This is a genomic window from Paenibacillus rhizophilus, from assembly GCF_003854965.1.
In the GTDB taxonomy this organism is placed as follows: domain Bacteria; phylum Bacillota; class Bacilli; order Paenibacillales; family Paenibacillaceae; genus Paenibacillus_AQ; species Paenibacillus_AQ rhizophilus.
This window is the reverse complement of record NZ_RQPI01000003.1, coordinates 218,165-243,589: the sequence shown is the minus strand read 5'-3', so window position 1 is coordinate 243,589 and position 25,425 is coordinate 218,165. Positions and strand designations below refer to the sequence as shown.

Below are 25,425 nucleotides of genomic sequence, written 5' to 3'. Positions count from 1 at the left end.
TGCAGGCACATCTCAGAATGTTCATTCTCACACGACCAAAAGATGCACAATTTCAGGTATTCTGCATTATCCCGCTTCCATTTGAGTGGCCCCGTCCCCCTACCAAATCCCACCTCAAAAAAGGGCCTCCCAGCAGCCATTTCTATGGCTAATGGGACACCCCGTTCCAGCTATAACTTCTCTTGAATCAGTCTCCTGCCTGCTCAAACTGCCTGATCTGAGCGCGGCAGAGCTCAAGCATGTCTTCCCCATTCAAATAAGCTTTATACCAGGCAGCGGTCTGAACCAGGGCGGTATCGAGATTCCACCTCGGCCGCCAGCCGAGCCGGGCCTTTGCCTTGGAGCAGTCGAGCTTCAGCGCAGCGGCTTCATGAAGCTTATGATCGGGTACAACTTCATAGGCTGCCCCCTCTCCCCATAAACGGCAAAAACGGCTGACCACCGATTCTACGCTCTGCGCATCCTCCTCCTCCGGTCCGAAATTCCAGGCTTCCGCATATTTAACTCCTTCCTCGTACAACCGCTGAGCCAGCAGCAGATAACCGCCAAGCGGCTCCAGCACATGCTGCCAGGGGCGTACCGAGTGCGGACTTCTGATCACCAAAGGAATTTGATTGCAGAAGGCTCTGAAGCTGTCCGGGATAAGTCTTTCACCGGCCCAATCTCCGCCCCCGATCACATTGCCGGCTCTTGCCGATGCGATGGCCACTCCATGCTCCTGATACCGGCCGGGATTAAAAAAGGAATCGCGATACGAAGCGGTGACGAGTTCGGAGCAGGCTTTGCTGTTGGAATACGGATCAAAGCCGCCAAGTTCTTCATTTTCCCGGTATCCCCAATACCATTCCTTGTTGCTGTAGCATTTATCTGTCGTCACATTGACAAAGGCCTTAATCCTGCCTCCTTGGGAATTGTTCTGGCGCACTGCTTCGAGTACATGCACGGTTCCCAGAACATTAACCGCATACGTGTCCACCGGCCTCTGATAGGATTCCCTGACAAGCGGCTGCGCAGCGAGATGAAACACGATATCGGGATCGGCATCCTGCATTGCCGTCTGTAGGCGGGCGGCATCCCGGATATCACCCGTGATTGAGGTTAGAAGCCGACCGGCACTGCAGCACTCGTACAGGCTGGGTTCGGTCGGAGGCGCCTCGGAGTAGCCGGTGACCTCGGCTCCGAGCTGATGCAGCCAAATGGACAGCCACGAACCTTTAAAGCCCGTATGGCCGGTAAGGAACACCTTTTTACCTTTCCAAAAGTTTATTTTTTCCACGGAGCATTCCCCGATTTCCATAATTGGTCCAAATAATTCTTATCCCGCAAAGTATCCATCGGTTGCCAAAAGCCTTCGAATTTATAACCCATCAGGTGACCTTCCCGGGAAAGTCTTTCCAGCGGCTCCTGCTCAAAGACCGTTCGATCTCCCTCAATATATTGAAACACTTGCGGTTCCAGCACGAAAAATCCGGCATTAATCCATGAGTTGTCTCCTTTTGGCTTCTCCTGGAAGGCCTCGACCCTCTGCCCGTCACTTAGCTGCATCGCTCCGAACCGTCCCGGAGGCTGGGTTACGGTTACCGTGGCTGTTTTGCCGTGGCTGCGGTGGAATGCCAGCAGGGCGTCAAGGTCAACCGAGGAGAGGCCGTCGCCGTAAGTCATCATAAACGTCTCCTCGCCGATGAACTCGGCAATCCTTTTCAACCGGCCTCCTGTCAGCGTTTCTAGTCCCGTATCCACCAGAGTAACCTTCCACGGCTCTGCCTTCCGCTGATGGATCAACATTTCATTGTGATTGGTGTAATCGAACGTGACATCGGAATTATAGAGATAATAGTTAGAGAAATATTCTTTGATTACATTGCCTTTATAGCCCAGACAAATTACAAAGTCGTTAAATCCGTAATGGGAATACAATTTCATGATGTGCCACAGGATGGGTTTTTCTCCAATCTCGATCATCGGCTTCGGCCGCAGGTGCGACTCTTCACTGATGCGCGTACCGTAGCCTCCTGCCAGAATTACTGCTTTCATCAGGATATCCCCTTTCAGGATTCGCGTAAAATTATCAATGCGATTTGATCATGGTTCGCCCTCCACGTCTCCTCCTCCTACAATAGATTCCTGCGGAAGGACTATAGCTATGGACAATTGCACCGGGCCATCCGCATATTTTGACCAGGCCTGAGCAGAAGGATTATTCAGGTTATAGGCAGACTCCGTATGCAGCGACGAAACGAAAATCATATGATGTCTTAGTCCATACACAACGCTTAAGTACAGGAGGGTTCTCCATGAGAATTCTGCAAGTCGCGCCAAATCATGAAACAGTCCCTCCCCACAGGGATGGAGGAACGGAACGCATCATCTATGAGCTTTCCAAAGGGTTAGCCTATAAGGGGCATGAGGTTATTCTCTTTGCTCCATCCGATAGCCATATACCGGGAAGAGTCATTCCCTATCCATTTTGCGGAGATGACTCCATCGGATCTTATGTCATGGAAAATCTCCCGCAAAACATTGACATTATTCATGACCATACCTTTGATTCTGCGCTCAGCCGTATTGAAGTAAATGTTCCGTTAGTGCATACCATTCATCTGCCGGTCTACAATCCCGTTAAATTTCCAATATATGTTAGTCGAAGTGCCAGAGAAACGATAGGCGGCGGATACGGATTTGATGTTCACAACGGTATTGTTCCTGAAGAATATGAGTTCAGCTATGAAAAAGAAGATTATCTTCTCTTTATGGGCAGAGTGGTCCGGGAAAAAGGAATACTCGAGGCGATGGATCTTGCGGAAATGACCGGACAGCGGCTCGTTATAGCCGGACCGCTCCATGATGAAGAGCTATTTTATAGTGAGATTTCTCCCCGGTTGAAACGCAACTCTCTGCTCCAATTTGTCGGTCCGGTCGGCGGGAGAATCCGCCAGGATTTGTTAAAGAACGCGAAATGTCTTCTCTTCCCCATCCAGTGGGCGGAACCGTTCGGGCTTGTGCTGATTGAGGCGATGGCCTGCGGGACTCCTGTACTTGCTCTGTCGAAGGGCGCTGTGCCGGAAATACTGGAGCCCTTCCCCGAGATGATGTGTGACTCAATCGAACAAATGGCAGAAAAACTTTATTATTATCAAGCCCCCTATCACCCCGATCAATTAAGATACCATGTCGAGGAAAGTTTTTCGGTATCCAGAATGGTCGAAGGCTATCTCTCACTGTATCAATTAGCGATCTCGGAGTACGGGGGAAAATAGGAGGGATTATTCATGTATGAAGGAAGCACATTGCGGTTTGACGGCAACGGCTGGATTAAGTTTCAGAGAACCTGTGAGATCAGCAATACCTTTACTTATGAATTTTGGGTAAAAGCGGAAGAGGAACAAATTCTGGATGAAGAACGGAATACAGGGGCGGACGGCATAAGTGGAAGAAAGTTTTTGGTGGGACCGGATTTCCACCCGGTAGGAGCTGCGGGCTGCGGAATCTCGGTGGGCACGAACGGAATCTCGGTGTTTGAACATTGCGTAGATCATCTTCCCGCAAGGCTCGTCTTTGCGCATGATTTCTCGGAATGGCAGCATGTTGCCGTCGTCTGCGACGACAAGAAGCTGCGGCTGTATATTAACGGAACCTGGGTAAAGGGAGAAGGCATGGCTACCAATGTCGAACGGATTATTCCCTCTCTTGGCCTCGGAGGACATATGTATGGCACTTTCAAAGGTCAGGTCCGGGAGTTTCGCTTATGGTCGGCGGCCCGGAGCGAGGAAGAAATCCGGGCTTACATGTTCTCGAACCTGGATGGGGAGGAGGCCGGTCTCTATTTTTACCGCGATCCAAGCAGAAGTATTTCGGTGATCAGGGGGATCAAAAGAACGTTTGCGGCGAGCGTGATTATGCCTTCCTATAACCGCTGCCCTTTGAACTATTTTTCCCTGCTGAGTCTGGAGCGGCAGCAGTTTCCGCTTCAGCAGCTGGAGGTTATTTTTCTGGATGACGGCTCTACCGATCCTACGCCTGTCGTTTACTACTCGGTGTATCCGGAATATTCGTTTATTTATGTGCGGCAGCTGAAGAGCAGAGGAAGATCCAAGATCCGAAACATCGGCACAAGCATTGCCGTGGGGCATACCCTGCTCTTTGTGGATGCCGAGATGATATGCGGACCGGATTATGTCATGAACCATGTCAATTACCATCAAAGCGGAGAAAACAAGGTTGTATCCGGGGCCATGCGTTCCAGACTCCTGTATACGATGACCGGCCCCGGTTATTCTTCCGGACAGAAGGCGGCAATGAGCTCTTTGTATTCCGGTCACCCGATCGCCGCTCCGATCGTTGAGCGGCTGATGCAGGGAGACGAGACGCCGGTACAGCTGCTCCCCTTTGAAATGATGTTTGATCCCGGACACCTTAACCAGTGGAGCAACAAGAATGAATTCTTCGAGAACATCCTGCAAACCTATGGCAGCAGATTTAAACTGTTTCATTACGCCTGGGTGAATCTGATCACAAATAATGCCTCAATGACCAAACGTTTTTATGATGAGCTTGGCGGATTCGAGGAACATTTCGAGGGATTCGGTTGGGAGGACTGGGAACTCGGATACCGAGCCGCCCGAAATGGAGCGATATTTATTCATGATGACGCATTGGTTAACTACCACCAGGAGCATCCGGTTTCTTCAAATAATCACATCGACGCCCGCTGGAATTTCATTAAAATTTGTGAAAAGTATCCTCAAGAGATGGAGATCAAATTATTCGTTCTAACCATGGTGCCTGACTATGTGACCCTGCCTGGCCTTAACGATTATTTGTCGGATTATAACAATATCCGGGCGATATACAAGAACCGGTTCCAGTCTTTGCATCATTACCTGAACCAGACGCTTGACCTGATGATCGCAAGCCTTCGGTACAATAATTCAGTCGCGCTGCCCCTTGCCCGTCCGGCATCCTGGTATGAAGAAGAGAAGGCGGTCAATGAAGATATCGCCGCGGTCAAAGAGCTGGGCGTATTTCCAAAGCTGGTGGAGCTGTATGAGCGAGTATCCAAGTACTATAACTAACATTGACCCGATGCTTTTACATGGTGCTTATCAAATGTCGGCGAAAAAGCCGTGACGGGATAGCCGTCACGGCTTATCAGTGCTAACCGCGTCAGTAAGAGTTACCGCGGCGGAACATCCATCCTGTCAGTTTCCGAACGACCCAGACGAACATCGTGACAGCCATCATATCGAAGCAGACATTGAACAGAAACAAGTGCTTGCCGATGTCCGCGCGGCCGTCGCCGAGGATCGGAACGAGGAAGGCGAACAGCCCAATGAGTCCGAGCAGCATCATCAGCTCGATGGCCACGCGACGGCGCCGTTCCGCGCTTCGCAGGTACTCGTACAACGCCCCGGCATAGTAAAACCCGTAGAATACGGCCAGAAAGGCGAGATTATGCGGCAGAACATTATTTTTAAACTGGCTCCAACCGCTGTAGGTATAGGCGAGAGCGCCCGGCGGCTTATTGTCCGCTTTCTCGAAATTCCCGAGATACGAAGGGCGAATCGCCATACTGTTCGCTGCGGCGTAACGCATGTTGTCCAGCAGACGGCCGGGATGCTTCAGATAGAACAGCAGCACATCCTTGTGGGAAATCCGGCTGTAAAAATCGGGAACGAGCGACGGGTCATCCTGCTTGATCGCCGTGCCGCTCTCAAAATAATTCGTGCCCGCCAGCACCTCCAGCCTTTCTGGCAGCCCCAGCTCCCCAAGGTCCCCTTTCACATCCGGCGAACCGTTCAGAATGCCGTAAAATACCGTCTGGTACAGGTTGATATGCTTCAAATCCTTGGGCGCGGCGGCGTACATGATGACCGAAATGAGAAAGATTGCGATGGAGAAGCGTATCGCCGCTTTGCGGAAGCCCGCAGCCCCCTGTAGCGACGCGAACCGCAGAAAGATCAAAGCGAAGGCGACTCCGATGGGCGCGTTCTGGATTTTGGAGCAGATCAGGAAGACAACGGCGGCAAAAAAGAGCCACAGGTCCTTGACCGACGGAGTCTCCCTTGAAAGAAGCCTCAGCCCCAGTGCGAAAGTCAGCAGCATGAATACGAGCGAGACCGGCTCGCCGAACAGCGAATTGAAATACGCAAGATAGCCGATATCGTAAAAGACAAACAGCAGCGCTCCAGCCAGCAGCAGCCCCGTAATATAAGAGCCGCGGACATTATGCTTGACCAGCAGCCAGGTCGCCGCGAGCAGCAAAATACCGTATACCGCAGCCAGCAGCCGGATGTCGAACCAGCTTCCATGGAACAGGCCGCCAAGCAGCCTTGGCGCCAGCACGAGAAAAATTTGCGAAGAAGGGTAGAACCCCCTAAACAGATTCTCGTACGCGAACCGGGAATGGCTGTAGCTGAAAAAACGGTCTTGATACGTCTCGGAAGCGTCGTAATAATTCAGTCCGATCGTGTTCATCATCCGCAGGAAATCTCCATTGTCGGCCACGCCGACGAATGGCCCGAGGAACAGCAGGCCGAGCAGCAGGCCGAAGCCCGCCGCCGTCGCCAGAACATGCGGTTTAAACCATCGTTTCATTGTCTTTTCTCTCCCAGTTTCTTCTTCATCGTTCAGCCCACGCACCGGAACTGCTAACGTTTCGGCAGCAGCTTCACATATTCGTCGGACAAGCTCATCCATTGCAAAATATACTTGTAGTCTTGTTCATACTTGGCAAAATCGGCAACCGGCCGGAGCGTCTTCAGCGAAACGGCCTCGCCGTCCTGAAAGCTCTTGCCCGGAACGAACATTATATCGTCATTGAAGAAAGAACCCGACGGTAAATAGTACCTCATCCCAAGCACATTGCGGCGGATATTCAGCAGGTCGTGTCCGAACGGCGTAACCCCTTCCTTTTTCAGCGATATGCCTAGAAGATTGGCCAGGGTCGGCATAATATCAAGCTGTCCCCCCGTCCGTTCGACCGTCTTCCCCCGTTCCGAGCCGGGCATGTGAATAATAAGCGGAATATTGAACCGGCTAATCCGGGAATCGTATTTGACCCCAAGCGCGCCTTCCACCTGCTCCGGCGGGACGTCCTGCGGCTGAAGGCCGAAATGGTCGCCGTAAAATACCAGCAGCGTGCTGTCCCACAGTCCGCTTTGCTTCAGTCCGTCAATCAAGGTCCCGATCGCATAATCGGTATAGTTAATCGCGGTCAGATAATCGCCGAGCATCGTTCCCTTGAGATCATCTGGAACGGTTATCTTCTTGAACGCATCCGGAACCTGAAAAGGGTGATGGCTGGAGGCCGTCACGAACTGGGCGTAAAAAGGCGTCCCTTTCCTCTTCAGCTCGGCCAGCTTCTGCACTCCGGTAATGTACAATTGTTCATCCGAAGCGCCGAAGGCGTTGAAATGATCGTCTTTGAAATACGGCTTATCGTAATAACCGTTGAAGCCTATCGCCGCGTACAGCTCCTTGCGGTTCCAGAAGCCCACCTTATTGACATGGAACGTATAGGCTTCGTAGCCATTGCTCTCCAGCACGCGCGGCAGGCTCGGCAGCGTCCGGTCCCCGAAACCCGTGGACATGGCCAGCGTTCCGATGGGATAGATAGACGTATTGCTCATAAATTCGGCATCCGATGTGTTGCCCGGCCCGATCTGCTGAAAGATATGGGGAAAATAAAGTCCTTCATCCGCCAGCTTATTTAGATTCGGCGTAAGCTCCTGCCCGTTCAGCGACTGATGCAGCGGGAAGTTCTGAAAAGCCTCCATCTGCACGACAATGACATTCTGGCCTTTCATGGAACCATAGTAGGCGGCGGAAGGCGTGCCGGACGGCGCTCCGCCGTAGTTATAAGAGGACTCCAGCGCCTCCACCTTGGCGATCGTATCCTTGATATTGCCGGTGCCGACCAGTTCGCTGTTCTGCCGCTCCCGGATGGCGGCGACGACTTCGTAATTCAGGAAGCCCGCGCTTTCCGCCTGCACCAGCTCGTTCGTGATTCCCGCCGAGGCATGAATCGAATAGGCGGACAGCGAAGCGCCTCCGATGATCGAGACGAACAGTACGGCCAGAAAGGCGCCCCGATGCTTCGGAGGCGAGTAAGCCGAGCGCATGTCTCTCGGGGCCGGCTTCCAACGGCGGAACAAGCGGTACATGGCATAGACCGCAAAATCCGCAAAGAACAAATAATCGACCGGCTGAATCGTCGACTCCACGCTGTCCCTGATCTGGAACACCTGATTCAGCTCATAAAGAGCCAGATAAGTCGGCACCGAGCCGAAATGATTGAAATAGACGCTTGCGGCGAACAGCAGCAGCGACAGCAGGCCGCTGAACATCCAGAATGCGGCATTCTTTGCCCGGGAAGGCACGGCGACGGCCAGAATTCCCATCAGCAGCAGCACCGGCGCGGCATCCGCCAGCACCCACTCCCAGGCGATCCGGTCAAAGAACAGCATCCGCAGCAGCAGCAGCTTTAGCACGAGCAGCGCGGATACGGAATAGAATCCGACGGCAGCCCTTTTATTTTTTTCGTTCATGACTTTCCCCTCTTATTTGTAAAATTCATTTGAGACTCCCACCCCTGAAGGGGCACGCTGACACCTTCGGATCCGTGGGATTCTTGGGTGGTAGTCGGAATTGCATTTCTGCTATCCGTAGTTCCCCCAAGTTCAGGGCGATCTCATTCGCCCATTCTAGTTCAGAGCATATAGCTAACTAGGCTGACAGACTGTTGCCATCTGCCACAGGTTGACGCATGATATTAATCGCCCCAACTCTGTCACGGTGCGCGTGGAACCCGCATGAACACTGATACGTTCTGTCCTTGGCTTTATTGCGCTTACTGCACGCCGGGCATGTTTGCGAAGTGTATGCAGGGTTCACTTCTATCACTTGGATGCCCGCCAAAGCGGCTTTATACGCTATAAACGTTTGCAATTGATAGAACGACCAGTTATGCAGATTTTTAGCGTTTTTACGACTTGTTCTTGTCGCCTGGCGAATATTCGTCAACTTTTCGATCTTGATGACCGATACTTGTTCTTCGATCGCCATATTCACGATCTTTCGACTGATTTTGTGATTTTGGTCTTTGATGTAGCGATGCTCTTTGTTTTCTTGCTTGCGGATGGCGGATAGCTTTTTGAGCTTTCCCAGCTTCCTTCGACGCTCTTGGTATTTGCGGCGAACAAATTTATTTTGTCTGCCGTTGCCGACGAACTTGGTTTTGCCTGTTGAGGTGACAGCGACTGCAGGGACTTTTAATCCGAGATCAATCCCCATCGTTACGTCGCCAGCCGCTGGTTCGGTCTTTACTTCTATACTGATCTGAACGTACCACTTGCCTGATTTTTCGACAACTTTCAAGAGCCCAAGTTTTCCGCTTGACAGCAAGCCTTGTTCCCGTTCGGTTATGCAAGCCGAAACCGTCTGCCGCTGTACGTTTCCATCCACCATGACGGGAAAGGAGACAGTATCCCGTCCAAGCGAATAGTTTTGATTGTTCACATAGTAGGCTCTCCGCTTTAAAATCGGGCGTTTCCCTTGCTTTTTCGTCTTTTTATCAATGCTTCGCGCATCTCGAATCGCTTGATTTCTCACTGCGGAGGGAAGATTAGCCTTTACATCCTTGGAGGTTAGCTTTGGAAATATACCCGATGATTCCGCTTGTTCGGTTAGCCGATTGACCGTTTGAATATATTCGTTTCCCATTTCCTGCAATAAAAAAGCATCGTTTGGAAATATATGTATTTTAACGGTTACGGTTTGCATGGTTCACCCCCTTGTCTTTTGCTCTTCGACATAGCGCTTTATTGTTTCGCTGGATACGTTCTCTACGGTACTGACAAAAAAAAAAGAACGTGTCCAAAGGCTTGGCAAATGCTTCAAGTGTTCGAATTCTTGACGCAGGTCCCGTGAAGTCGCTCCTTTCAATTTTGCCATAATGTCCGTGGGAGAGTCGGTCGGCAGCACATTCAAAAAGATGTTTACATGATCAGGCATAACTTCCATTGCGACAATGAGCCAATCGTTTTTTAAACAAAGCGCTTGCACAAGCTCTTTAAATCGGGCTTCTACTTGGTTAACCAATACTTTTCTTCGATAACGCGGACAAAACACAAAATGGTAGTTGATTAACGATACGGTGGTTGCGGTTCTTCTATACTCTTGTCTCATAATTCTATGGTATCAGTTCAATACCAAACTGCAACAATCCGTGTGGATGTAGGATAATTAAGCTGTCTAAAGACAGCCCTTGTCCTAAGCCAATTCATCCCATGCCTAAAGGCAAGGGCTTTCTTGGCTAAATGCTGTAATACCCATTATAGTCAAAATAGAGCGAACCTCAAAGGTGATTACGCAACGCTTATATATTTATGGATTTCCGCTTTAATCATGAACGAAGAGGTGAAAAAATGAAAGAGAAGACTTTTGTGCTGGCGCCGGATTCCTTTAAAGAGAGCATGACGGCCAAAGAAGTCTGCGTTGCGATGGAAAAAGGACTTCGGAAGGTCTACCCGTCGGCTAATTATATTCATGTTCCGATGGCCGATGGCGGCGAAGGAACGGTGCAGTCGCTGGTCGACGCCACGGGCGGACAATTCCGCTGCAAGGAAGTAACGGGACCGCTCGGGCAGCCGGTGACAGCCAAGTACGGCATTCTGGGCGACGGGACGACCGCAGCAATCGAGATGGCGTCGGCAAGCGGAATTCATCTGGTGACCCCGAAAACGAAAAACCCTTTGATCACTACAACCTACGGAACGGGCGAGCTGATTCGCGAATGTCTGGACCAGGGTATCCGGAAAATCATCATCGGCATCGGGGGAAGCGCGCGAATGACGGTGGCACAGGCATGGCCGAAGCGCTCGGAGCCCAATTTCTGGACGAGGAAGGGAAGGCCCTGCCCCGGGGAGGAGGAAGTCTGGACCGGCTGGCCCGTATTGACATTTCCTCGCTCGATGAACGGCTACGACATGTAGAGCTGATTGTGGCGTGCGACGTTACGCTGTGCGGGGAGCATGGCGCCTCTTATGTGTTCGGTCCGCAAAAAGGAGCCACGCCCGAGATGGTGCGCAGGCTGGACGCCAACCTCGCCCACTATGCGGAGGTCGTGAAACGGCAGCTTCAGAAGGAGGTGCGGGATATTCCGGGAGCTGGAGCGGCCGGCGGCTTGGGCGCGGGTCTGCTGATCTTTACGCAGGCGGAGCTCCGCAAAGGCATCAGGATTGTTGTGGAATATACCGGCCTTAAAGAGAAGCTGGCGGATGCGGACTTTGTGTTTACCGGGGAAGGCGGCATCGATTTTCAGACCAAATTCGGCAAAACCCCTTATGGGGTAGCCTGGGCCGCCAAAGAACGCGGCAAAAAGGTAATTGCCCTCGCCGGGTATATCGGCGAGGGCATCGATACGCTGTATGCGGAAGGCATAGACGCGGTATTCGGCATTGTTCCGGGCGCATCGGGCCTTGAGAAGCTGCTGGCGGAAGGGCCGCGCAATGTGGAGCGAACCTGCGAAAATATCGCGAGGGTACTGAAGCTAAGCGATTAAGAGAACGTCAATGAAGCTGAGGCAGGCGATGATCCGGTCCGCTGTTCACGGCGCAGACCGTTCCATCCTGCACAGCCGGGATATTGCGGCTTTGGCGATGCGGCCGCGAAAATTATTTTAGAGTATCAACCGAAAAACTCCATATTTTTCCCGAAATGTTGTAGGAAATCGTGATAGCCGGAACTCCCGGCTTGGTGAATGTGGCGATACCGGGAGCTTTCGGATTTTTCTTGAATTGATAATCCTCAAGTGCAAGATTTAAGTCGTAGGCCGAAGCCAGAGTTTCTACCTCCAACCGCAGCTTCTTCTCACTTACAGCCAACAGTTGTTTGTCCCGCTCGGCCTGTACCGAAGCGGAGCCTGCCTTCCCGTCGAACAGAGCATGATCGCTCGCCCCGTAGATTACCCGGACCCTGTTGTCCATCGTAACGGATGCCTCGCCGCTGAAACGCAGCGTCAGCAAATCCTCTGTTCCTTTAACCACTAGGGAGGCTCCGGTCAGAGAAGGATTTTTACTGTTTTTGTTCATGATCTTTAGCGCTTTAATCCCCGCTTCCACCACTTCAGGGTCTAGGGTTCCGACGTCTATTTCGCAACTAAATACCGCAATCTTTCCGTTAATAAGGCCGACCGTGGCATCTTTTGCTGATAAAGTGGTATGAATAGCTACCGACTTGTCTCTGGCGGCATCATAATCGACATAACGCGAGGCCCTGTAAACAAAGTTTCCTTTATACCCTAAGCTCGCCATCACTACTCTTGCTCCATCACTCCATTTCTTATCGACCTCCCCGGGTTTAAGCGAGCTGTTAACCTGCGCCCGTACCATTGCTCCCGTTTCCGTGCTGATCCATATTTTGGCGGTATTGTATCCACTGCGGTACGAATAGAGCATCTGCTTCTTTTTCAGCAGGTGGTCTGCGTATTCCAAAGGAAAAGAGGTACCCACCATATCCCGCATCGCCTTATCGGCCGTACTCCTCATGTTCGCTTCATTAACAACTCCCGCAGCAGTTGAAGAAACGTTATCCGTTCCCCGGTAGCCGGAGAGCGGGCCATCCACTGCCGTCCAGCCCAACCCGGCGATTGTCAGCGCAATGCATACGGCAACGGTTGTTTTCGTATAGCGGGTACCCCGGCTTTTCAGGGCAGCACGGTGTCGGCCCTCGTGGATCGTTCGGATCACATTCTCCGCATGCTCCGCCGTAAATCCGCGCTTTTCAAAAGGGCCGATTTCCGCCCGTTCATACCAATTCGGCTTGTTGTCCATTATTCCATCTCCTTCAGCTTGGATTGAACCTTGCGGCGGGCGCGATACAGCCTCGATTTGACGGTTCCGGGCGACCAGCCCGTAAGTTCTGCTATTTCTTTTGCCGACATCCCGTACTTCAAATCGAGCACAAGCGCTTCACGGAAACCTGCGGGGAGCTTCATAATCACATCCCAGATTTCATTGACATGCATGCTGCTGAAATACTGCATTTCCGCCGAAGCCGCAACTACCATACCTCCGCCGGCGTTTACCCCGATCTTTTCCGTTCGATCCGGCAGCGAGGCGATATCTCCCCACAGACTTGCTTTGAAAAATCGGGATTTTCGGTAGGAGAACACCGCATTGCGCGCAATAGAGAACAGCCAGGTTTGAAAAGAAGATCCTCCCCGGTACGTCCCGATGCGGTAATAGCATTTCACAAATACTTCCTGCGCCAGCCCGTCGGCCTGCTCGGGGCTTGAAGTCAGATAATAGATGTAATTCCAGACGTCGCCGCCGAAACGCTCCATCACAGCCCGAAGCGTGTCTTCGTCCATATGGTCTGCGTCTTTCAACTCATCGAAATTCACTGCGTTCACCTCACTGGATTAGACGAAGTCACAGCCGCTTTGGTTCCCGTTACCGGATAATAAAAGCACTCCCTATTCATACCATATACAAATGGAAAAGGATGGAGTAAGATGATGGCATTCTTTTTACCCAAGGAGGGCAATCAATGACGCAAGAAAACGCAAAAACGGTCCCGCCCGAGGACGTGACCATTAATGGTTTCGGCATTGAACTGAACGACAAACATAAAGGGCGCATTGACAACTATGTAGAGCTTTATGAAAAACGCATCGTCGCCCATCTGGAAGAGGAATACAGCAGGCAGACGGGCCTCGGCGGAAAATTGGCCGACCGCATCGCCTCTTTCGGCGGAAGCTGGAAGTTTATCACTTATTTCACTTGTTTTCTGGCACTGTGGATTATTTGGAACTTGCTCAGCTTTACCCGGCATTTTGATACGCCGCCGTTTATTCTGCTGAATCTATGCCTGTCCTTTCTGTCCGCGTTCCAGGCGCCGGTCATCATGATGAGCCAGAACCGGCAGGCTGCACGGGACAAACATGAGGCGATCATTGACTTTGCGATCAACTACAAGGCGGAGCAGGAGATCGACGATATGCAGGGTCATCTGCACCGGATTGAAACGGAGCTTCAGGAGCTGAAATCCTTTCTCATGACTCAGCAGAAGAACAGTTCAGCGTCCGAATGAGCTAAATGGCTTCGACGTACTAACTGGGCGGTGGCTCTTATTCCGGGTACTTCCGAATAACAATCACAGCATTATGCCCGCCGAATCCGAAAGAATTAGACATGCCGATTTGCAGATTCCGAACTCTGGCTTCATTGGGTACATAGTCCAAATCACAGTTCGGATCGGGCCGTTCCAAATTTATAGTAGGCGGAATGACGTTGTTCTCCAAACTCTTGACCAGGGCAATCGCTTCGGCTCCGCCGGACGCGCCGAGCATATGTCCCGTCATCGACTTGTTGGCCGTAACCGGAATGCGGTAAGCGTCAGCTCCAAACAGGGTCTTGATCGCTTTCGTTTCGGAGAGGTCTCCCATCTCCGTGCTGGTCGCGTGCGCGCTAATCACATCGATGTCCGCCGGTGTCAGCCCGGCCGCTTTCAGCGCCAGCTTCATCGCCTGATAAGCCCCTCTTCCTTCCGGATGAGTCGCCACCATATGATAGGCGTCGGAGCTGGCTCCATAGCCGATCACCTCCGCGTAGATCCGCGCATCCCGGCGACGCGCATGGGTGAGCGACTCCAGGACGAGAATGCCCGCCCCCTCGCCGATCACAAATCCGTCTCTCTCAGCGTCAAACGGACGGCTGGCCCGCCGGATGTCGTCATTACGGACGGATAGAGCATGTGCGTTGCCGAAGCTGGCGAGCGAGATTCCATTGATTGCCGCTTCTGCTCCCCCGGCCAGGATAACGTCGGCCTCGCCGAACCGGATAGCCCGAAAGGCTTCGCCAATGGCCGTATTACCGATGGAGCAAGCCGTAACGGGTGATAATGTAGGACCCATGGCGCCATAACGAATACTGATTGAGGCTGCGGCCATATTGGAAATCATCATCGGCACCAAGGTCGGGCTCACCCGATCCGGTCCCCGCTCCAGCAGCACTTGATGTTGATCCAGCAGCGACCCAATGCCGCCGATTCCCGAGCCTACGTATACGCCAAACCGTTCCCGGTCCATACCTTCTACCTTCAATCCCGAATCAGTTAGAGCCTGATCGGCGGCCGCGACCGCGAATTGGGTGAAGCGGTCCATACGCCGCGCCTCTTTGCGCCCGAACAAGGCTTCCGCGTCAAAATTCCGCACAACCCCGCCAAATTTAGTCTTATAGGCAGACGTATCAAAGGCATCAATTTCGGATATCCCGGATTGTCCGTTCCTCAGGTTATTCCAAAAATCCTCCACCTCGTTGCCGAGAGGCGAAACGACCCCCATCCCGCTGATGACGACTCTCTCCATCATGAATCCCCCTCATGAATCCTTCATTTTAAAATTCATCGTTATCATGTCACGGAAATTATCCTATTACAAGTTGTTGTTTAAACTAGTATAATGAGTGCCAGGATAACAAATATTGGAGGGATGATTCATGAATGCCGATGCCCGACTGGAAGCACTGTCCGTCTTCCTGAAATCGCAGCGCGCCAAAATTTCGCCCCTGTCGGCAGGCTTGCCCGGCGGCACCCGCAGAAGAACGCCGGGGCTTAGACGCGAAGAAGTCGCTCAGCTGGCGGGCGTCAGCACAACCTGGTACACTTGGCTGGAACAGGGCCGCGATATCAAGGTATCCGTATCCGTCCTCGACAATATCTCCAAGGCGCTCCGGCTTACCGCCGATGAGCGAAACTACTTGTACTCGCTCGCGCTGGATACGCATACCGGACCCGGGTTTCTTCCCGAGACTCATTCGAAAATCCGGCCTTCGCTGCTTAAAATCATTCAGGAGCTTCAATACGCTCCGACAATTGTAACGGACCGCCGGTGCCAGATCGTCGGCTGGAATGAAGCCGCAAGACATGTTTTTCTCGATTTCGAGCAGGTTCCCGCCGCGCAGCGCAATTTGATCCGTCTGCTGTTTTCCCGCAAAGAGCTGCAAAGGCTTGCCGTGAACTGGGAGGATTTTGTCGGAGGCTTTCTCGCCATCTTTAGAACCTATTATGGACAATACGTAGATGATGAATGGTACACTGAATTTTTGCGCGACATGAACGGAAACTACGAGGATTTCGACCGTCTCTGGCAGCGGAGCACAGTGAACAACGCCCCGGACGTGTTAATCGAGTTTCGGCATGCCAAAGCCGGCAAAATGCTGTTCGAGCTGACCTCGATGCACGTTCACGGCAGCGCCGATTTGCGGTGTATTATCTATACTCCGGCGGTAGAAGAAACCGAAAGAAAACTCATGAAGATGATGAAGAAGCTTTGAATCTATATTTTGAAGGGAATGAAGTCAATATGGATTACAAGATCATCTCAGCGTTAAATGAACGTCAATTCGCTGATCTCTGCGAGCTGTACCGTCAGGAATGGTGGACCAACACCCGAAATCCGGAAGATATAGCGGCAATGCTGGAGCATACGGATATCATCATTGGCATATGTGAGGACCAAACCGATAGACTTATAGGCTTCATCCGTGTTCTTACCGATTTTGTCTATAAAGCTTTAATATTTGACGTAATTATTCATGAAGCGTATCAAGGAAAAGGCTTGGGGCGAATATTGCTGGATCAAGTGACGGCCCACCCCAAACTTCAGTCCGTACGGCACATTGAGTTGTATTGCAAGCCGGATAAAGTTGCTTTTTATGAAAAATGGGGGTTTACCGATCAGCTCGGTGGCATCCATTTCATGAGGAAGACTGCCCAGTAGACGAGGTTTCAGATTCGGTAATATAACGCCAGTAGGGGAAGGGGAGGTATTTATGCCTTATAAGAAAGCCACATTTTGGTTTTCAGTAATAAGCATTTTAATAGGCTTGAATAACTATTTGGGAAATGATGATAAAAATATTCTCCTTATCGGATTGAACCCGCTTCTGAATTCTATTGTATATACTGAGCCATTCCGACACTGGATCTTCGATTTTGAGAGTGCAAAGTTAGCTGCCGACAGTGCGACTATTAGAGTTCAGCTTCCTGCCTATATCATCCATTTTGCTTCTTTCTTCCTGACTGGACTAATCATAGATGTTCTTATCCGAATTTATCGAAAGTTCAGCGTCAGGCAAATGGGCTAAAAAGGCTTTCTTCCTGACCCGCTTCATCGCAGGATTCCCTGAATAAGGGACTGTCCCCCTATCTCCCCCTGATTCCCGCCTCAAAAATAATAAAGGGCGCCGCCGCCGCCATTTCCATGGCTTTGGGGACACCCTCATCCACCTTTTATCCCAGCGGCGTGCGGGCCAGTAGTCTTTGAATCGACCGGTCCGCTTCGCGCAGCACCGTCTCTTTATCGACCGTCTTCAGTATGCCTCTGTCCATCAAAATTTTGCCGTTAATGATCGTGGTTTCCACATCCGCGCGCGTAGCGGAGTACACAATCCGGGAGATCGGGTCCACATCAAAGGAAGGGAACGTATGGAAGTTATACAGGTTCAGGATCGCCAGGTCCGCTTTTTTGCCAACCTCGATGCTGCCGATTTCATTTTCCATCCCGACCGCCTTGGCCCCTCCGATCGTCGCCATCCGGAACACAGATTTAGCGTCCATCGCCGTCGGTCCGTGCAGCGGCTTCTGGATCAGCGCGGCCAGCCGCATTTCATTGAACATATCGAGGTTGTTGTTGCACGGGGCGCCGTCCGCGCCAAGGCTTACCGAGACATGCTCGTGAATCAGCCCCGGCGTGTCGGCGATGCCGGACGACAGCTTCAGATTGGAGCCTGGACAATGGCTGACATGCACGCCCCGTTCCCGCAAAATGCGCCGCTCTTCCTCATCCAGCCAAATACAGTGGGCGAGAATGAGCCGCTCGTTCGCCAGTCCAATATGATCCAGATAGACGATGTTGCGCATGCCGGTCATCGCCTGCACGATCTCGATCTCCCCCTGATTCTCGGAAGCATGGGTGTGCACCTTAACCCCATAACGGGCGGAAAGGTCACGCACTTCCGTCAGCAGCGGCTCGGTACAGGAAATCACGAACCTCGGGGAAAAAGCGTACCGGATTCGCCCGCCGTCATATCCGTTCCATTTTTCCAGCAGATCCACGCTCTCCTGAAGCGAAGCCGCCGTTTCCTCCTGAAGCGCCTCGGGCACATCCCCGCCCTTCTGGTCCATCATGACCTTGCCTGAGAGGGCGCGGATACCGCTCTTCGCAATGGCCTGGAACGCGTAATCCGTGTGATGCACCGTCTCCATATCGACAATCGTCGTCGTCCCGCTGGAGATCAGTTCCCCGATACCGAGCATCGCGGAGTAGTACAGCGACTCCCCGTCATGAGCCGCTTCGAGCGGCCATATACGCTTGCGAAGCCAATCCATCAGCTCCAGATCGTCCGCCTTGCCCCGAAAGAGCGTCTGGCATAAATGGATATGTGTCTGCACAAAGCCCGGAATGACGGTCCGTCCCGTGGCGTCGATCACCGTTTCTTCCGGAAGCGGCACAAGGCCGCTGCCGATTTCCACAATCAGGTCGTCCTTGATCCGGATGTCGCCGCGCAGGATTTCCTCCCGTTTGTTCATCGTGATGAGTTCCGCATTTTTTATCAGTATACCGCCCATCATTCTCTCCCCCTAAATTAAATAAAAATAAAAGCAAAAAGGCCACAAAAACATGCCGGGGCATATTTTCGTAGCCAGAAATTTACGGTTTCCGGTAGAGACCCTTAATCCGATCATTAAGGATATACGAAAAGATCAAATTTTATGAATTTATCTTCATCTTAATTCAGAGACAGATTATTTGTCAATAGAAGTGAACTAAGTTTACATATCAAACATTAACCGACACAGAGATGCTATAAAATTGACTATTCATCCCGGCGCATTAGGTTTAAAATAACAATGATGTCCTTGAAAAGGAGTGTATACCATTGACAAAAATAGCATGGATCGGAACAGGGCACATGGGACTTCCTATGGCCCGCAATTTGATAAAGGCGGGCAACGGCCTGCATGTCTATAATCGGACTGCGGAAAGAGCGCAGCCGCTCGGCAAGGATGGGGCGGTCATCCGCCGGACGCCGGCCGAGGCCGCCGAGGGAGCAGATTTCATCTTTCTGATGCTGACCAAGGGAGGTGCGGTGAAGGATGTGCTTGCCGGGGAAGAAGGGATTCTGGCGCACCTCAAGCCTAATGCTTACATAGTGAACATGAGCACGATCGGCCCGGAGGAAGCCAAGGAATTCGCCCGGCTTACCGGCGAAGCCGGAGGCATTTATGTGGATGCTCCCGTTTCGGGTTCGGTCGGCCCCGCGGAGCAAGCGCAGCTGGTCATCCTGGCCGGCGGAGACCGCGATGCGGTTGAAGCTTGCCGGCCTTATTTGGACAAGCTGGGAAAGGCGACTCTTCATTTCGGGGATGTTGGAGCGGGCAGCTCCGCCAAATTGGCGATCAACCTGCTGCTCGGCGTAGTCGCCCAGGGAGTAGGCGAGGCGCTGCTGTTCGCGGAGAAGTCCGGACTTGACCGTGAACAGGTGCTCCGAATGATCAGCGAATCGGCCGTATCCACGAAGCTGTTCGAAGGCAAGAAAGAGATGTATGTAAAAGACGCATACCCTGCGGCCTTCTTGATCAGCCTCGTCGCCAAAGATTTGGGGCTGCTCGCGGATGAAGCGCGCCGTGCGGGCATCCGGCTTCCGCTGGCCGAAGCCGCCGGAGAAACGTATGCGGCCGCTGACCGAAGCGGCAAGGGAGAACTGGATATGGCGGCCGTGTGGCTGCAATTGAAGGAATCCGGACGCGGCTGATTCCGGTCAAACCGCATGAAACACTTAAAACCCCGTTTACCTTCATTACGGTAACGGGGTTTTAAGTCTCCTCTTGGCTATGCAAATTAATTCATATCCTCCTACAACAATCCATACCCTTGACATGGTATACATTTTCCGATGATTCCATGTTGCCCGATTTCCATTCGGTATTTAGCCGCTTTGGACAATCGTCAGATTGTTTTCAAATTTTCCTTACTTTTTTCATACCCCGATTCTCTTCTCGGAGTATTACACCGAAAGCTCCATGTCTTGCATATGGGTGTTCTTCGGTTCCCGCGTACACGATTCTCGCGAAAAACGTTGTCACATCCGTTTTCCTTGTGTGCGATTATCGTACATTGTACGCTTCGCTAACCTTTTCCAATGGAATCCCGCCCCTTTCTCACAAGACTTTCGTCTTGCTTTGAAACAGCTTCTTCCTTCTTCAATGGTTCGCTTGGATTTCCGATAACATACCTTCTTAAGTGTGCTAAATCGGCTTAAAATTTCCGCCTTTCAGCTTCGCTTAAATTCGGTATGCACCGTTTGCCTAGCCCATCGGAGTTCTCTCCCTTCCTTAGTAATAAGGAATTTGGGATCATCACCTTCCGCTTCTGTAAGAAAAATGCTTCGCCGCTGAATTATTAAAACATTCGCTTGAGAGCGTTATCCATCCGGCTCTTTTTTTCTTCCAGTTCTTCTGGTGATGTCTATATTATAGCCTACTTATTTTAAATTTTAAAACTTCATATTGCGGACTATAGCGTCTTATTTCCCGGTATTGGAGCAAAAATAGAGATTAACCGGATAATGCTTACGCTTTCAAAAGATAGATGGGTTTTTCGCCCATTTTCTATGTAAATGCTTTCATTGGAAAAAACAGCTTTATTTCTGTACCGCCACCGGCCAAAAAACGGGCTAATCAGCCCGGTCCAGAATCTTCTCCAGCACCGGAAAATGGGCCGTCTTGCCAGGCAAACGGAATTGTCCTCTGATTTCGTAACCGAGACGGCGGTACAGCTCAAGCGCCTTGGCATTTTGGGCGTATGTATCCATTCGGATGCTCTTATATCCGTGATCGGCGGCAAAATTCTCGGCAAACGAAATCAATCTGCGCGCAATTCCCTTGCCTTGAATCTGTGGATGAACGGCAAGACGATGCATAACCAAATGAGGGCCTTCCTTCTCCACCCATTCGATTTCTGCGTACGGCTCCGCCTGATTTTCGTCCATCACCAAAATGCCGGCAGCGGCCCCGTTTTCTTCGCAGACATACAGCGTACCCCGTTCAATGTCTTCTTTAATGATTTCCGCGTTCGGATAAGTCTCGTCCCACTGGTCGCTGCCGCCCTCCCGCATCACGCGCACGCATTCGGCAATTAAGGCCATAATCTGCTCCAGTTCTTCCATTCTTCCCTGTCTGATATCGCGCTTCATAATCCTGCGCACCCGCCTTTCTGTCTGTATCCGAGTCGACAAGACTCTGCCTTTGACAGTCTACCACAGATGACGGGAAGAACTGAAATCATAATATTTTCATAGTAATAGTAAGACAGAAATCCTCGCAGCACGTACGCATTCTAGCATCGAGGGGTATGGCATTGCGGCGGCGAAGGAAGACTCTTTCACCGCCGCATGGCTTCAGCTGAACTCCAGCTTATGTCCGTCCTCGAAGCCCTTGGCGAATCCGGTGTCAAAACCGACGTCATAAGCTTCGTTGTAGCCCTGCTGATAGGCGTCCGGCGGCGGCGTTTCCGGAGCGACGCCCGGTTCCGCGGGCAGCGGTACTACCACCTGTTCAGCCTTAGCCGAAGGCTCGGCGGGAGTGTGCTCCGGTGCCGGTAGAACGGCGGGCCGGCTTAGCCGTTTCTTTCTGCGCAGCTTGACGCCTCTTTTCTGAAGCCGGGAACGAAGAGGCCGGCCGGCCCGTTTTTTGCGAACCTTTAACGAGGTTCCCTTGCGGATTTTGCGGACCTTTGTCTTCCGCGACAGCAGTACCTTGCGTCTGCGGGCCGTTCTTGCCGTACGCGACGGCTTGCGGCTTGCTTTCTTCATCTCCTGTCACTCCTTCGGTACTTCGTGAGCGCCGCGTTTTCCCAAAACACAAGCCGAAGCCAGCCATGGCTTTGAGGGAATCCCTTCCTTGTGCCGATGCAGCGAAATTCCGGACATCATCCGGCACATGGCGCTCTGGTATTCGCTAAGCACTCTGACATTCTCGCACAGCTTGCGGGCTGCATGCTCCGAATGGCCGGTCACTTCGGCAATGTTCTCCAGAATCGCGGCCAGCGCGGCTTGGCTGCGGGCGATGGAGCGGATCATTTCGAGCTTGACGGCGCGTTCCGAGAGCTGCAGCCCGCTCATTTCTCGTCTTCCCCGAAACTGAAACCGCCCTCCGTCAGAGCGCCCAAACCGCCTCCGACTTCCTCCTCTTCCCCGGTATACAGAACGGCTTTTAAATTGCTGCACAAACCGTTTTCCAGCTTGGTCAGTCCCTCCACCAGCTCCACAATCGCGTCATGAATGGAGAGCGATTCCTTTAACTGGTCTTCGTGCGTTTCGAATGCACGGGGATGAATATGATGATTCGTCCACTGTTTTACCTTTTCCGCCTCCACCGCCTTGGCTTCCAGAATCATCGAGATGTTCCACTGGATGGCGGCGGTGGACTCCAGCATTTTCAGATAGGCCTCTTCTCTGCTCATCTTCCGCCTCCCTCTACTCTTCTTCCTGGCCGATCAGTTCCTTGATAACTTTGCCCACCTGCTCGGCTATCGCCTCCTGAAGATCTGCGAATGCATTCAGGTAGGAGATAATATTCTTGTTCACCTGGCCCGCGCTTTCAATGATGCCGGAAGTTCCTCCGAAGTCGGGCTCCGCATCCGGCAGATCATGGACGATTTGCGCCATGCGGACAGCTACGTGGCGCTCGGCGTCCAGAATGCGCGCCATCTGTTCATGCGAATGGGCCATGTGCTGCAGAATATTGGTTATCTGATTTTGCATGGTCATGTCTCCTTTGCTTAGGCGCCCTGCTACAACATATGCGGCGGGGGCCCGGAGGGTTACGGGAGAAGCGGCGGATAATGGAAACGGGTCCTGAGGCTGCGCGGGCCATAAGAAAAAGCGTGTACCCCGGAAACCGGCGGCACACGCTTATTAACACTTCAGCCCCGCTCCAGATATTTGACCTGTGACGGAGTTAATCTAACCTCAAGACTCTCAAGTGTCTCCTCAATCTGCGAGAACGAGCTGGTGCCGACAACCGGTATCACCGTGAAGGGCTGGCTGATCAAATAGCTCAGTACGATCGACGAGACGGAAACTTTCAATTGACCGGCCAGCTCCGCCACGCGATTCATACGTCCAAGATTAATCTCATTGTAGAAAATTTTTCTTACCGTGTCTTTGAGCGTATCCGGGCCGCCGGCATTCAGCTTCTGAAAAAATCCCTTAGCCTGCGGAGTAAAGGCAAACAGGCTGAGTCCGGTTTGTTTATGAAGCTCATATGCTTCCTTATCGAGTTCGGCGGTTGTCGTATCCTCAATGGAGCCCTCATTTATATCCGCAAGGCTCCACTGGATCTGACTGGCCGAAAAAGCCTGCACTCCGTGGGCCGCTGCGGCCTCCGCCGCTTCCCTGATCCGGTAAGGCCGCCAATTGGAGCAGCCGAAATATCGGATTTTGCCTTCCTCGACGAGACGGCCCAGCGGGCCGAGAACATCCATAACCGGGATACTCTCGTCATCACGGTGCAGCCAGTACATATCAATGGTATCCACGCCAAGGCTGCGCAGGCTCTCCTCCGCATCCGAACGAATTTCAGTCTCGGACAGCCGCGATACATGCATCGTCTCCAATCTCGGATGCCCGCCCTTCGTGGAGATAAGCACTTGATTCCGCAAGCCGCTCTTCTTCAACCATCTTCCTACCGTATGTTCGCTTTTTCCGTGACCGCCTGGCAGCCAGTCCGCATATACTCTGGCCGTGTCTATCCAAGTGCCGCCGGCTTCCACAAAACGGTCGATAATCCGGAAGGACTCTTCTTCGGAAACGGCGCTGCCAAATTCAGCTGTACCCAGAGCCAGAGGCTTAAATGTCAAATCCGTACCCGGCATTTCTGTCAGCTTCATAGTTATAACCGCCTATTCTTTAGATTGGTATTAATGAATTCTCTTGATTATAGTTTATATGCCTCGACTGCAATAGGAATTTTTTACATTCTATTTATCTTTGCGGCTGACTCGTAATGTGAATAGTCATCCGGCGCCTGGAAGCCTGCGTCTCGGGCCATAGAAAAACCGCCGGCAGTTGTGCCGGCGGCCGCAAATCCCATTATTATTGGGACAAAATACGCTTCTGCCCTTCCAGGGCGCGGATCGGAGCGATGTTTTGCGTGAATTCCAGTGTTCCCAAATAGCGTCCCTCTTCGTCGCGGACAGCAAAGTAGCGGATATAAATAAATTTGTCTTTGATTTGAATCCAGAAATCCTCGGCGTCTTTGCGGCCGGACTTGAAATCCTCCAGCAGCTTCTCCACGACATGCACGCTTTGCGGCGGATGGCAGTTCTGTACGGTGCGGCCGATCACGGCCTTGGTGCGGGCGAAGATGCGTTCTTTGCCGTGGGAGAAATAACGGACCACGTCGTTCTCATCGATAAACGTCAAATCCACCGGCAGATGATTCATGATCAGTTCGAGCTGCTGCACCGACAGAATCCCGGTCTCAAAGCGTATGAAGCCCTGCGGGGTTCCGGTACTTTCCGTTTCCTGCACCTCGGCGTCCCCGGGCCCAGGATTGCGCTCTGGCACCCAATCTTTCTCCGGCGCAGCCAGGCAGAAGCCGATCGTGCCGCTCTCCCGGGCAATCTTTACCCACTCGTCCTCGGTAAGCTTGTCCAAGGCCATCGGCAGCAAAATATTCTCTTCCTTAAAGACCATCTCATTCACTTCTTTGATGATAAGCTCAAGCGCCGACACTACTTCCTCTTGATTTCCGGTATAGCCGGACAGCAGGACTTTGGCCTCTTTGATCATGCCGCGGATGCCGTCGTCCACGCCCCACATGACCTGGGTCGGGCCGTAAATACCGTACTTCTCCAGGTAAGGGAACAGCAAATTCTCCTTGCGGCTGAAGTGTTTGTCGATGTCCAACAGGAGGCTCAGGTCCTCCAGCAGCTTGAAGATCATCCCTTCATCATCGCTCTTGCGGAATTTATCTTTATGCAGCTCAAGCCGAAAATTGACCAGCTTCTCTATCTCACGGTTCTCCAGCTTGAACGTATGCACCGGATGACCGGCCTGCTCCTCCGGCTTGGAAGGCCGGTGAATCTCCTCAATCGAGCCTTTGAAGATGGCCGTATGCACGGAGCACAGACGCTGGACTTCCGATACCGGAATCCCTTCCTCCATCATCAGCGAATGCTCCATCGCGGAAATTTCCGCCACCGTCACATCTCCGACAGCTTCCTCAAAACGGGCCTTCACTTCCTCGACGCTTTTGCCGGCGTGCAGTTCCTTGATGATTTCTTTCAGCATGTTCTGCCGATGGGTCTGCTCCGGCACCTGGACTTCCCGATTGTTTATTAATTCACTCATCTTGATC

24 protein-coding genes, 1 pseudogene and 1 riboswitch are annotated in these 25,425 nt (G+C 52.1%); of the genes and pseudogenes, 8 read left to right on the top strand and 17 right to left on the bottom strand.

Annotated elements, in window-relative coordinates; genetic code table 11:
• Window positions 1-187: 187 nt before the first annotated feature.
• Together rfbG and rfbF are read right to left on the bottom strand one after the other, a co-directional pair.
• On the bottom strand, window positions 188-1,297 hold the full coding sequence (rfbG, locus tag EH198_RS08335; protein ID WP_124695084.1) for a CDP-glucose 4,6-dehydratase: 1,110 nt from the start codon (window positions 1,295-1,297) through the stop codon (window positions 188-190).
• Window positions 1,264-2,034 carry a glucose-1-phosphate cytidylyltransferase gene (gene rfbF / locus EH198_RS08330; protein ID WP_124695083.1) on the bottom strand — a complete coding sequence of 257 codons (771 nt, stop codon included), beginning with the start codon at window positions 2,032-2,034 and terminating at the stop codon, window positions 1,264-1,266. The genes rfbG and rfbF overlap by 34 nt, the downstream gene beginning before the upstream one ends.
• Window positions 2,035-2,294: 260 nt before the next feature.
• Between rfbF and EH198_RS08325 the strand changes: the two genes are divergently transcribed.
• Window positions 2,295-3,257 carry a glycosyltransferase family 4 protein gene (locus tag EH198_RS08325; RefSeq protein ID WP_124695082.1) on the top strand — a complete coding sequence of 321 codons (963 nt, stop codon included), beginning with the start codon at window positions 2,295-2,297 and terminating at the stop codon, window positions 3,255-3,257.
• A 12-nt stretch (window positions 3,258-3,269) separates the two neighbouring features.
• Window positions 3,270-5,072 carry a glycosyltransferase gene (locus EH198_RS08320; RefSeq protein WP_124695081.1) on the top strand — a complete coding sequence of 601 codons (1,803 nt, stop codon included), beginning with the start codon at window positions 3,270-3,272 and terminating at the stop codon, window positions 5,070-5,072.
• Between the two features lie 91 nt (window positions 5,073-5,163).
• On the opposite strand, the gene wsfD is transcribed toward EH198_RS08320, so the two are convergent.
• The 4 genes from wsfD to tnpA form a co-directional block, all read right to left on the bottom strand.
• Window positions 5,164-6,594: a glycan biosynthesis hexose transferase WsfD gene (gene wsfD / locus EH198_RS08315; RefSeq protein ID WP_124695080.1), complete on the bottom strand. Its 1,431-nt coding sequence runs from the start codon at window positions 6,592-6,594 to the stop codon at window positions 5,164-5,166.
• A gap of 53 nt (window positions 6,595-6,647) precedes the next feature.
• On the bottom strand, window positions 6,648-8,546 hold the full coding sequence (locus EH198_RS08310; RefSeq protein WP_124695079.1) for an LTA synthase family protein: 1,899 nt from the start codon (window positions 8,544-8,546) through the stop codon (window positions 6,648-6,650).
• Between the two features lie 178 nt (window positions 8,547-8,724).
• On the bottom strand, window positions 8,725-9,780 hold the full coding sequence (locus EH198_RS08305; RefSeq protein WP_124695078.1) for an RNA-guided endonuclease InsQ/TnpB family protein: 1,056 nt from the start codon (window positions 9,778-9,780) through the stop codon (window positions 8,725-8,727).
• Window positions 9,781-9,783: 3 nt separating this feature from the next.
• On the bottom strand, window positions 9,784-10,185 hold the full coding sequence (gene tnpA, locus EH198_RS08300) for an IS200/IS605 family transposase (protein ID WP_124695077.1): 402 nt from the start codon (window positions 10,183-10,185) through the stop codon (window positions 9,784-9,786).
• Between the two features lie 239 nt (window positions 10,186-10,424).
• Here tnpA and EH198_RS08295 point away from each other — a divergent pair.
• Window positions 10,425-11,560 (top strand): annotated as a pseudogene (locus tag EH198_RS08295) (glycerate kinase family protein).
• 112 nt (window positions 11,561-11,672) lie between these two features.
• Here EH198_RS08295 and EH198_RS08290 read toward each other — a convergent pair.
• Both EH198_RS08290 and EH198_RS08285 read right to left on the bottom strand, forming a co-directional pair.
• Entirely contained in the window at window positions 11,673-12,830 is a 1,158-nt protein-coding gene (locus EH198_RS08290) for a hypothetical protein (protein WP_124695076.1), read from the bottom strand.
• Window positions 12,830-13,411 (bottom strand): RNA polymerase sigma factor, encoded by a 582-nt coding sequence (locus EH198_RS08285; protein ID WP_246014152.1) that lies wholly within the window; start codon window positions 13,409-13,411, stop codon window positions 12,830-12,832. The genes EH198_RS08290 and EH198_RS08285 overlap by 1 nt, the downstream gene beginning before the upstream one ends.
• Window positions 13,412-13,548: 137 nt before the next feature.
• On the opposite strand from EH198_RS08285, the gene EH198_RS08280 reads away from it, so the two are divergent.
• Complete coding sequence (locus EH198_RS08280) at window positions 13,549-14,091, top strand: DUF1003 domain-containing protein (protein ID WP_124695075.1); 543 nt, start codon at window positions 13,549-13,551, stop codon at window positions 14,089-14,091.
• A gap of 37 nt (window positions 14,092-14,128) precedes the next feature.
• Here EH198_RS08280 and fabF read toward each other — a convergent pair whose 3' ends face one another.
• On the bottom strand, window positions 14,129-15,367 hold the full coding sequence (fabF, locus tag EH198_RS08275; protein WP_124695074.1) for a beta-ketoacyl-ACP synthase II: 1,239 nt from the start codon (window positions 15,365-15,367) through the stop codon (window positions 14,129-14,131).
• A 130-nt stretch (window positions 15,368-15,497) separates the two neighbouring features.
• Between fabF and EH198_RS08270 the strand changes: the two genes are divergently transcribed.
• Genes EH198_RS08270 through EH198_RS08260 form a run of 3 tightly spaced genes read left to right on the top strand, consistent with a single transcriptional unit; the run spans window position 15,498 to window position 17,147 of the window.
• Window positions 15,498-16,334: a helix-turn-helix transcriptional regulator gene (locus tag EH198_RS08270; protein WP_124695073.1), complete on the top strand. Its 837-nt coding sequence runs from the start codon at window positions 15,498-15,500 to the stop codon at window positions 16,332-16,334.
• A gap of 29 nt (window positions 16,335-16,363) precedes the next feature.
• Window positions 16,364-16,780 carry a GNAT family N-acetyltransferase gene (locus EH198_RS08265; RefSeq protein ID WP_124695072.1) on the top strand — a complete coding sequence of 139 codons (417 nt, stop codon included), beginning with the start codon at window positions 16,364-16,366 and terminating at the stop codon, window positions 16,778-16,780.
• A 52-nt stretch (window positions 16,781-16,832) separates the two neighbouring features.
• Window positions 16,833-17,147 (top strand): hypothetical protein, encoded by a 315-nt coding sequence (locus tag EH198_RS08260; RefSeq protein ID WP_124695071.1) that lies wholly within the window; start codon window positions 16,833-16,835, stop codon window positions 17,145-17,147.
• A gap of 145 nt (window positions 17,148-17,292) precedes the next feature.
• Here EH198_RS08260 and EH198_RS08255 read toward each other — a convergent pair whose 3' ends face one another.
• On the bottom strand, window positions 17,293-18,630 hold the full coding sequence (locus EH198_RS08255) for a 5'-deoxyadenosine deaminase (protein WP_124695070.1): 1,338 nt from the start codon (window positions 18,628-18,630) through the stop codon (window positions 17,293-17,295).
• Window positions 18,631-18,681: 51 nt separating this feature from the next.
• Window positions 18,682-18,780, bottom strand: a riboswitch (purine riboswitch).
• Window positions 18,781-18,941: 161 nt separating this feature from the next.
• Between EH198_RS08255 and EH198_RS08250 the strand changes: the two genes are divergently transcribed.
• The gene (locus EH198_RS08250; protein WP_124695069.1) at window positions 18,942-19,817 is read left to right on the top strand and encodes an NAD(P)-dependent oxidoreductase; all 876 of its coding nucleotides are present in this window, start codon (window positions 18,942-18,944) and stop codon (window positions 19,815-19,817) included.
• 921 nt (window positions 19,818-20,738) lie between these two features.
• On the opposite strand, the gene EH198_RS08245 is transcribed toward EH198_RS08250, so the two are convergent.
• The 7 genes from EH198_RS08245 to EH198_RS08215 form a co-directional block, all read right to left on the bottom strand.
• Complete coding sequence (locus EH198_RS08245; RefSeq protein ID WP_124695068.1) at window positions 20,739-21,257, bottom strand: GNAT family N-acetyltransferase; 519 nt, start codon at window positions 21,255-21,257, stop codon at window positions 20,739-20,741.
• 204 nt (window positions 21,258-21,461) lie between these two features.
• A complete protein-coding gene (locus EH198_RS25095; protein ID WP_246014151.1) occupies window positions 21,462-21,875 on the bottom strand; it encodes a FliH/SctL family protein in 414 nt (137 codons plus the stop codon).
• Window positions 21,876-21,881: 6 nt separating this feature from the next.
• On the bottom strand, window positions 21,882-22,184 hold the full coding sequence (locus tag EH198_RS08235; protein WP_124695067.1) for a hypothetical protein: 303 nt from the start codon (window positions 22,182-22,184) through the stop codon (window positions 21,882-21,884).
• On the bottom strand, window positions 22,181-22,525 hold the full coding sequence (locus tag EH198_RS08230; protein ID WP_124695066.1) for an alpha-helical endospore appendage domain-containing protein: 345 nt from the start codon (window positions 22,523-22,525) through the stop codon (window positions 22,181-22,183). The genes EH198_RS08235 and EH198_RS08230 overlap by 4 nt, the downstream gene beginning before the upstream one ends.
• A 13-nt stretch (window positions 22,526-22,538) precedes the next feature.
• Window positions 22,539-22,826 carry a nucleoside-diphosphate sugar epimerase gene (locus tag EH198_RS08225; RefSeq protein WP_124695065.1) on the bottom strand — a complete coding sequence of 96 codons (288 nt, stop codon included), beginning with the start codon at window positions 22,824-22,826 and terminating at the stop codon, window positions 22,539-22,541.
• 161 nt (window positions 22,827-22,987) lie between these two features.
• Window positions 22,988-23,953, bottom strand: a complete 966-nt coding sequence (locus EH198_RS08220; protein WP_124695064.1) for an aldo/keto reductase — start codon at window positions 23,951-23,953, stop codon at window positions 22,988-22,990.
• A gap of 205 nt (window positions 23,954-24,158) precedes the next feature.
• Window positions 24,159-25,418 carry a DUF438 domain-containing protein gene (locus EH198_RS08215; protein WP_124695063.1) on the bottom strand — a complete coding sequence of 420 codons (1,260 nt, stop codon included), beginning with the start codon at window positions 25,416-25,418 and terminating at the stop codon, window positions 24,159-24,161.
• Window positions 25,419-25,425: the final 7 nt, after the last annotated feature.